Origin of the sequence: Pseudomonas sp. (assembly GCF_035277045.1) — a bacterium.
In the GTDB taxonomy this organism is placed as follows: domain Bacteria; phylum Pseudomonadota; class Gammaproteobacteria; order Pseudomonadales; family Pseudomonadaceae; genus Aquipseudomonas.
Map to the genome: position 1 here is coordinate 42,637 of NZ_DATELE010000095.1, position 8,353 is coordinate 50,989.

10 protein-coding genes are annotated in these 8,353 nt (G+C 66.0%); 9 read left to right on the plus strand and 1 reads right to left on the minus strand.

All coding sequences use genetic code 11. From position 1 onward, the window contains the following. From cobU to VJS90_RS04000, 9 genes are all read left to right on the plus strand, one after another. On the plus strand, positions 1–522 hold the full coding sequence (gene cobU, locus VJS90_RS03960) for a bifunctional adenosylcobinamide kinase/adenosylcobinamide-phosphate guanylyltransferase (protein WP_324119331.1): 522 nt from the start codon (positions 1–3) through the stop codon (positions 520–522). After that, entirely contained in the window at positions 519–1,574 is a 1,056-nt protein-coding gene (gene cobT, locus VJS90_RS03965; RefSeq protein WP_324119333.1) for a nicotinate-nucleotide--dimethylbenzimidazole phosphoribosyltransferase, read from the plus strand. Before cobU ends, cobT begins: the two co-directional genes overlap by 4 nt. Further along, positions 1,571–2,140 carry an alpha-ribazole phosphatase family protein gene (gene cobC, locus VJS90_RS03970; protein WP_324119335.1) on the plus strand — a complete coding sequence of 190 codons (570 nt, stop codon included), beginning with the start codon at positions 1,571–1,573 and terminating at the stop codon, positions 2,138–2,140. The genes cobT and cobC overlap by 4 nt, the downstream gene beginning before the upstream one ends. Beyond that, positions 2,141–2,869 (plus strand): adenosylcobinamide-GDP ribazoletransferase, encoded by a 729-nt coding sequence (locus VJS90_RS03975; RefSeq protein ID WP_324119337.1) that lies wholly within the window; start codon positions 2,141–2,143, stop codon positions 2,867–2,869. A gap of 83 nt (positions 2,870–2,952) precedes the next feature. Next, a complete protein-coding gene (locus VJS90_RS03980) occupies positions 2,953–4,137 on the plus strand; it encodes a glycoside hydrolase family 5 protein (RefSeq protein WP_324119339.1) in 1,185 nt (394 codons plus the stop codon). A 52-nt stretch (positions 4,138–4,189) separates the two neighbouring features. Then, complete coding sequence (locus tag VJS90_RS03985; RefSeq protein WP_324119341.1) at positions 4,190–4,594, plus strand: MarR family winged helix-turn-helix transcriptional regulator; 405 nt, start codon at positions 4,190–4,192, stop codon at positions 4,592–4,594. A 60-nt stretch (positions 4,595–4,654) separates the two neighbouring features. After that, positions 4,655–5,860 carry an MFS transporter gene (locus tag VJS90_RS03990; protein WP_324119343.1) on the plus strand — a complete coding sequence of 402 codons (1,206 nt, stop codon included), beginning with the start codon at positions 4,655–4,657 and terminating at the stop codon, positions 5,858–5,860. Beyond that, positions 5,857–5,979: a hypothetical protein gene (locus VJS90_RS03995; RefSeq protein WP_324119346.1), complete on the plus strand. Its 123-nt coding sequence runs from the start codon at positions 5,857–5,859 to the stop codon at positions 5,977–5,979. The genes VJS90_RS03990 and VJS90_RS03995 overlap by 4 nt, the downstream gene beginning before the upstream one ends. Positions 5,980–6,022: 43 nt before the next feature. Next, positions 6,023–6,574, plus strand: coding sequence for a glutathione peroxidase (locus VJS90_RS04000; RefSeq protein ID WP_324119349.1), 552 nt, complete (start codon positions 6,023–6,025; stop codon positions 6,572–6,574). Between the two features lie 250 nt (positions 6,575–6,824). Here the strand turns inward: VJS90_RS04000 and VJS90_RS04005 are convergent, their stop codons facing one another. Continuing rightward, the gene (locus tag VJS90_RS04005) at positions 6,825–8,099 is read right to left on the minus strand and encodes an OmpP1/FadL family transporter (protein ID WP_324119351.1); all 1,275 of its coding nucleotides are present in this window, start codon (positions 8,097–8,099) and stop codon (positions 6,825–6,827) included. Between the last annotated feature and the right edge of the window lie 254 nt (positions 8,100–8,353).

An 8,353-nucleotide genomic window follows, 5' to 3' on the forward strand; every position in this document is an offset into this window, starting at 1 on the left:
ATGCATAGCCTGATCCTTGGTGGCGCCCGCTCGGGCAAGAGCCGCCTGGCCGAGCAACTGGCCGCGGCGAGCGGCCTGCCGGTCACCTACATCGCCACCAGCGAGCCGCTGGATGGCGAAATGAACACGCGGGTGCAACTGCACCGCGAGCGGCGTCCGGCTGACTGGGGGCTGATCGAAGAGCCCCTGGCGCTGGCCAGCGTGCTGCGCCGCGAGGCCGGCGAAGGCCGCTGCCTGCTGGTCGACTGCCTGACCTTGTGGCTGACCAACCTGCTGATGCTCGAAGACCCGCAGCGCCTGGCCGAGGAGCGTGACGCGCTGCTCGACTGCCTGGGCACGCTGCCCGGCACGCTGATCCTGGTCAGCAACGAAACCGGCCTGGGCGTGGTGCCCATGGGCGAGCTGACCCGCCGTTACGTCGACCTGGCCGGCCTGCTGCACCAGGCCGTGGCCGAGCGCTGCCAGCGCGTGGTGCTGACGGTCGCCGGCCTTCCCCTCATGCTCAAAGGACCTGCTTTATGACTCACCCGTGGTGGCTCGATGCCTGCCAACCTCTCGACCTCGACGCCATGGACCAGGCCCGCGCCCGTCAGCAGCAACTGACCAAGCCGGCCGGCTCCCTCGGTCAGCTCGAACCCCTGGCGGTGCTGCTGGCCGGCCTGCAAGGCCGTGAACGACCACGGCTGGAACAGGTGTGGATCAGCATCTTCGCCGGCGACCATGGCGTGGTGGAGGAGGGCATCTCCGCCTATCCGCAGGCCGTGACCGGGCAGATGCTACGCAACTTCGTCGGCGGCGGCGCGGCGATCAGCGTGCTGGCGCGCCAGCTCGATGCAACGCTTGATGTCGTGGACCTGGGCACCATCGATCCGGCACTTGAGCTGCCGGGTGTGCGGCACCTGCGCCTGGGCGCCGGCACCAGCAACCTTGCCCGCCAGCCGGCGATGAGCCAGGAGCAGTTGCACGAGGCGCTGCAGGGTGGACGCGACAGTGCCCTGCGAGCGGTCGAGCAGGGCGCCCAGCTGTTCATCGGTGGCGAGATGGGCATTGGCAACACCACCGCCGCGGCGGCCTTGGCGAGCGCCTTGCTGGATTGCCCGCCAAGCGCGCTCAGCGGCCCAGGCACCGGCCTGGACAGCGCCGGGGTGCGCCACAAGGCACAAGTGATCGAGCGCGCGCTGGCGTTGCATGGCGTGGAGGCCGACGATCCGTTGCATGCCCTGGGCTGCGTCGGCGGTTTCGAGATCGCCGCCTTGGCGGGCGCTTATCTTGCCTGCGCGCAGCAAGGCGTGCCGGTGCTGGTCGATGGCTTTATCTGCAGCGTGGCGGCGCTGGTGGCGGTCAGGCTGAATCCTGCCGCGCGGCCGTGGTTGCTGTTTGCCCACCAAGGCGCCGAGCCCGGCCACCAGGCCGTGCTCGCCGCGCTTGAAGCCGAACCCTTGCTGGCCTTGGGGCTGCGCCTGGGCGAAGGCAGTGGCGCCGCCCTGGCCGTGCCTCTGTTGCGCCTGGCCTGCGCCCTGCACGGGCAGATGGCAACCTTTGCCGAAGCGGCCGTGGCGGACCGTCCGGCATGATCCTCGACCTGTTGCGCCATGGCGAGACCGAGCAGGGCGGCGGGCTGCGCGGCAGCCTGGACGACGCGCTCACCGCGCTGGGCTGGACGCAGATGCGCCAGGCCGTGGAGCAGGGCGGGCCGTGGGATGTGCTGGTCAGTTCGCCCCTGCAGCGCTGCGCGCTGTTCGCTGATGAACTGGGTGCGCGCCTGGGCCTGCCGGTGCAGCGTGAACCTGCGTTGCAGGAGCTGCATTTCGGCGAGTGGGAAGGCCGCAGCGCCGCGCAGCTGATGGACACTCACGCTGATGAGCTGGGGCGCTTCTGGTCTGATCCCTACGCCTGTACCCCACCTGGCGGCGAGCCGGTCACGGCATTCGCCGAGCGGGTACTGGCCGCGATCGAGCGGCTGCAAGGTGCTCACGCGGGCAAACGTGTCCTGCTGGTGACCCACGGCGGTGTCATGCGCCTGTTGCTGGCGCGTGCCCGTGGCCTGCCGCGCGAGCAGTTGCTGCAGGTCGAGGTCGCGCATGGCGCCCTGATGCGCCTTGCGCTGCAGGATGATGGCCAGCTGGGCGAGGTGGCCTGAGTGCTGCCTTTCTGGATTGCCCTGCAGTTCCTGAGCAGCCTGCCGGTCACCCTGCCCGGCATGCCCGCGCCTCGGCAGATGGGGCGCTCGCTGTTGTGCTATCCGCTGGTCGGGCTGCTCTTCGGCGTGCTGCTGTGGGGCGCCTGCAGCGCGCTGCAGGGCACCGCACCACCGTTGCAGGCCGCGTTGCTGCTGACGTTCTGGGTGCTGCTCAGCGGCGCGCTGCACCTGGACGGCCTGGCCGACAGCGCCGACGCCTGGCTGGGCGGCTTCGGCGACCGCGAGCGCACCTTGCAGATCATGAAGGATCCGCGCAGTGGCCCGATCGCCGTGGTCACCCTGGTGCTGGTGTTGCTGCTCAAGTTCTGTGCGCTGTGGGTGCTGGTCGAGCGCGGGCAGGGCGCCTGGCTGGTCCTGGCGCCCTTGATCGGCAGGGCGGGGCTGCTGGGGCTGTTCCTGTGCACGCCTTACGTCAGGCCCGGTGGCCTGGGCCAGGCGCTCGCCGATCATCTGCCGCGAGGCGCAGGCCGTCTGATGCTGCTGGCGTGCGGCCTGGGGTGCCTGCTGCTCGGCGGGGCGCAAGCCTTTGTGGTGCTGGCAGTGTCGCTGCTGGTCTTCGCCTGGCTGCGCCAGCTCATGTGCCGGCGCTTGGGTGGCACCACCGGAGACACGGCGGGGGCGCTGCTGGAACTGCTGGAGCTGGCCGTGGTGGTGGTGCTGGCCTTGTAACGGCTGGACACGTGTCGTTTAGTGTTTGAACAGCGCCCCGGCCGTAAGCTCGCCGCCTTTCTCATGGTGGCCGGGGAGGCTGCATGCGCAACTGGATCATCGCGAGCCTGATAACGCTGTGCTGTTTCTCGGGCCAGGCGCTCGCCGCCGACCTGATCGGTTTCTGGGACACGCCGCGCCATGGCGGCAACAGCTTCAACCGCCTGCCGCCGCGCAAGGACTACTTCGATGCCCTGCGCGGCCATGGCGCGAGCTGGGTGCGTTTGTCCTACGACAAGTGGCAGCCCAGCGAACGGGATTTCCTGCTGGGCGACGCCGATGACTACCAGGGTATCGCCGAATCCGATCTGGCCACGCTCCGCCGGGTGCTGGACGATGCCCACGCCGCCGGCTTGAAGGTGGTCATCGCCCCGTTGTCGCTGCCCGGCATGCGCTGGGCGCAGAACAATCACGGCCGCTTCGACGACCGTCTCTGGCAAGACAAGCATTACTGGGACCAGTCGGCCGCCTTCTGGCGCGACCTGGCGCTTGCCCTCAAGGACCATCCGGCAATCGCCGCCTATAACCTGATCAACGAACCGGCCCCTGAAAAGAACGGGTGGCTGCCCGAGCATGCCAGCGCCGAGGCGATGCGCGCCTGGTACCAGCGTGAGCAGGGCGGATCGCGGGATCTGCCGTTGTTCTACGAGCAGGTGGTCGCGGCCATTCGCGAAGTCGACCCGCGCACCCCGGTGATGCTCGACGCCGGCTGGTACGCCGCGGCCGACGCTTTCGCCTATTGGCCGGCGCCACTGGCGGACGGCAAAGCGCTGTATAGCGTGCACATGTACGAGCCCTATGCGGCCACCAGCGCACCCAATCTCTTGCGTGACCAGCCTTACGCCTATCCCGGCCCGGTGCCCTTCGGCGGTCGGACGCAAACCTGGGATGCCCGCCAAGTGGCGGACTACCTGCACCAGCCGCTGCGCTGGGCGGCGGCAGTGAACCTGCCCAGCTCGCGGCTGGTGGTCGGTGAACTGGGGTGCATGCGCCGGCTGCCGGGTTGTCGGCAGTATCTGGAGGACGTGCTGGGGGTGCTCGACGACGCGCGTCTGCACTGGGCGTTCTACAGTTTTCGCGAAGACAGCTGGGATGGCATGGATTACGAACTGGGGTCGGCGAAGGTGCCCTGGGCGTACTGGCAGGCGATCGAAAAGGGCGTGCCTGACCCGATCGCGCGCAAGGCCACCCCGGAATTCGAACCTGTCCGCCGACGACTGCAACCCTGACCACCGCACGCAGCGCTTGCCGTGAGGTTAAAGCGGGTATATACACGTATTCATGTTGACCAGTGAATGCATCTGCACCCATCTGCGTCGTGCCGCCCGCGGGGTGAGCCGACATTATGACGAGGCCCTCGCGGGCTTCGGCATCAATGTCGCCCAGTTTTCCCTGTTGCGTCACCTGAAACGTCTCGACCAACCCAGCATTTCCACGCTGGCCGAGGCCATGGGCCTTGACCGCAGCACGCTAGGCCGCAACCTGCGCGTGCTGGAGGCGGACGGGCTGGTGGCGCTGGCCGAGGGCAGCGACCAGCGCAATCGCCTGGTGCAGCTGACGCCACGGGGCATGTCGTGCCTGGACGCGGCCTGGCCGGCGTGGGAACAGGCGCAAAACGCGCTGGTTGATACCTTGGGTGAAGGGCAGCGGGATGAGCTCATACGCTTGCTGGAACGCTTGGCCTGATTTCGAACGACTATAAGCGGGTATATACCCGGATAACCTTGCGACGGCTGGAGAACAATAATGACTTCCGTTTGGCGAACCAGTGGCTGGATCCTTGTTGGCGCGGCGTTGATCCTGGCGCTGTCGCTCGGTGTGCGACACGGCTTCGGCCTGTTCCTGGCGCCCATGAGCGCCGACTTTGGCTGGGGGCGCGAAGTGTTCGCCTTCGCCATTGCCTTGCAGAACCTGATCTGGGGGCTGGCCCAGCCATTCGCCGGTGCGCTGGCTGACCGCCTGGGCGCCGCGCGGGTGGTCATCGTCGGTGGCATTCTCTATGCCGCGGGGCTGATGTTCATGGGCATGGCCGACTCCGCCTGGTCACTGTCACTGAGCGCCGGGCTGCTGATCGGCATCGGGCTGTCCGGTACCTCCTTCTCGGTGATTCTCGGCGTGGTTGGCCGCGCGGTGCCTGCGGAAAAACGCAGCATGGCCATGGGCATCGCCAGCGCCGCCGGCTCGTTCGGCCAGTTTGCCATGTTGCCTGGCACCCTCGGCCTGATCGGCTGGCTCGGCTGGTCGGCGGCGCTGCTGGTGCTCGGCCTGATGGTGGCGTTCATCGTGCCATTGGTGGGCCTGCTGCGTGACCGGCCGCTGCCCAGCCAGGCGGGTGTCGACCAGACACTGGGCCAGGCCCTGCGCGAGGCATGCTCGCATTCCGGTTTCTGGCTGCTGGCGCTGGGCTTCTTTGTCTGCGGCTTCCAGGTCGTGTTCATCGGCGTGCACCTGCCGGCCTACCTGGTCGACCAGCATCTGCCAGCCAGTACCGGCACCACCGTGCTGGCCCTGGTCGGGCTGTTCAACATCGTTGGGACCTATACCGCGGGCTGGCTCGGCGGGCGCATGTCCAAGCCACGGCTGCTGACCGGCCTGTACCTGCTGCGCGGGGTGGTCATCGTGCTGTTCCTTCTCGCTCCGGTGACAGAGGTCAGCGCCTACCTGTTCGGCATCGCCATGGGCCTGCTGTGGCTGTCCACTGTGCCCTTGACCAACGGCACCGTGGCCACGCTGTTTGGCGTGCGAAACCTGTCCATGCTTGGCGGCATCGTGTTCCTGCTGCACCAGCTGGGTGCCTTCCTCGGCGGCTGGCTGGGTGGCGTGGTGTATGACCAGACCGGCAACTATGATCTGGTCTGGCAGATTTCGGTGCTGCTCAGCCTGATGGCCGCCGCGCTGAACTGGCCGGTTCGCGAACGCCCGGTTGCCCGCTTGCAGGCAGGCGTGGCATGAGCCGGCGCACGTTGTCCTGGCTGCTGCTTCCTGCCGGGCTGGCGCTGCTGGCACTGGCCTGGTGGGGCTGGCAGAGGGGCGGGCTGGCGTTGATGCAGTTGGGCATGGGCGTCTGTTAGGCGTAATCTGCGGCTTCAAGGACCATTAGGCAGGAGAACGAAGATGCGAGCACGCTGGTTGTCGATTCCGCTGTTGACCCTCGCCACCGCGGCATCGAGCTGGGCGGCCGAGTGTCCGGCGTTGTTGCAGGGCAGCCTGCCGGAACTGCGTGGCAAGGAGCAGGTTGACCTGTGCCAGCGCTTTGCCGGCAAGCCGTTGGTGATCATCAATACCGCCAGCTATTGGGGCTTCGCGCCCCAGTTCGAAGGGCTCGAAGGCGCCTACAAGGCGTACCACGGGCAAGGCCTGGAAATGCTCGGTGTGCCGTCGAACGACTTCAAGCAGGAAGACACCGACAGCGAGAAGACTGCCAAGGTGTGCTATGCCAACTATGGCGTGACCTTCACCATGACCAAGGCCCAGCCGGTTCGCGGTGATGATGCCATCGGGTTGTTCAAGGAGCTGGCTGAGCAGAGCAGTGCGCCGAAGTGGAATTTCTACAAGTATGTGGTGGATCGGCGGGGGAAGGTGATTGCCAGTTTTTCCAGCCTGACCAAGCCGGATGATCCGGAGTTCAAGGCGGCGATCGAGAAGGCGATTGCTTCGCGGCCTTGAGGTTTTTTTTAGTGGTTTTGGGGCATGGGCTCTGTGGCGTTCAGGTAGCTATTTGCTGTGGCGGGCTCTGTAGTGGCTTGATGCGCTTTGCTGTGGTGGCCTTTGCGGTGGGTGAATATCGGTTGTGCTTCGCCCTCACCGCCAACGTCCGAGCCTTCATGGACTACCTGCAAGCCCGGATGGGTAGCGCTTGACCCGCTCAATAAAAAGCCGCCCCGGAGGGCGGCTTGTCGTCAGGCGCTGAACCCGATCAGAAACGGTACGTCAGCGAAGCCCCGATCCCGTGGGCGCTGTTCTCGTACTTGGCGTTGTAGCTGCCCTTGAGCAGGCTTTCGGTCGGCGTGGCACCGGTGCGGTTGACCTTGGTGTCTTCTTCCCACAGGTAGGAATACGCCACGTCGACCGTCACGTCGTCGTTCGGGCTCCAGCCGGCACCGAGGCTGAAGATCTTGCGATCACCCGTGGGAATGCGCGGCGAACGGTCATGGTTGTTGGTCGGCGACTGGTCGACCGTGAAGCCGGTGCGCAAGGTCCACTGCTTGTTCACCTTGTACGATGCACCAATGGCGTGGGCCCAGCTGTCATGCCAGTTCTGGTCTTCGGAGATGGTGCCGAACTGACCCGAAATCGGCGCTGGAACATCGTTGGTCACGGTGATGGCCTCCAGCCGGCTCCAGCGCGTCCAGGTGCTGCCCGCGTACAGGGTCCACTGATCATCCAGCTCGTGGGTCACCGAGAAGTCCACCGACTCAGGGGTCTTGATCTTCAGCTCGGCATCGAACTTGCGACCGCTCAGGCCGCCGATCAGCGGGGTGCTGATGCGGGTCTTGCCTTCGAGCTTGTAGTCGACCATCGAGTGGTAGGTGAGGCCCAGGCGTGTCTTGTCGGTGGCCTGTACGAGAAGGCCGATGTTGTAGCCAACCGCGGTATCGTCGCCCTTGATCTTGACCGAACCATCGCTGGCGCCGGGTATCGGCGTGCGCAGGTTCGAGCCCAGCTCGCCCTTGATACGGTTGAAGGTCGGGCCGAAGCCGATCGAAACCTTGTCGTTGAAGGCATAGCTGACGGTGGGCTGCAGGGTGATGACTTCGACATGGCTCTTCTTGCCCCAGTAGCGCGCGGCATCATCGCTGCCATAGTCGGTGACCAGCCCGAACGGCACGTACAGGCCGAAGCCGACGCTCCAGTGGTCATCGATCGGCTTGACGTAGTACCCCAAGGGGACGCCCACCACCGGCACCATGTCGCCATCGGTTTCACCGCCATAGGAGCTGCCGCCCTTGATATCGGCCTTGGCGATGATGGCGGCGCCGCCCACGGTGAATTGTTCGCGCTTGAGGCGCGACATGCCGGCAGGGTTGCCGTGCACGGTGCTTGCATCTTCGGCAGCGGAAGAACGACCCGCGAATCCTGTCCCCATGCCGCTGATGCTTTGTTCGTTCAGCGCGAAACCGCCGGCGAACAGTTGGCTGGAAGCGAGTGTAACGGCGATGGCGAGAGAAGATTTGAGCATTACTGTTTTCATTATTAGAACTCCTTGGGATCTCCGAGGCCAACGCTACCAACATTTCCTTCGGCGCGCTACAGGCTGAATCCCCGGAGATAGAGCGGTTTTGTAGGACAATCCTACTTATATCGAAAGGCGTTTCTGACTCCTCTGTAGGAGGTTTCAGCAAGCATGCAAGGCCAAGGGATCGATGCAGGTATGCCAGGCATCGGTGAAGTCGCGCAGCCGGCCCTGCGGGTGGAACGCCTGGCGCCAGATGCGAGCCAGTCCCA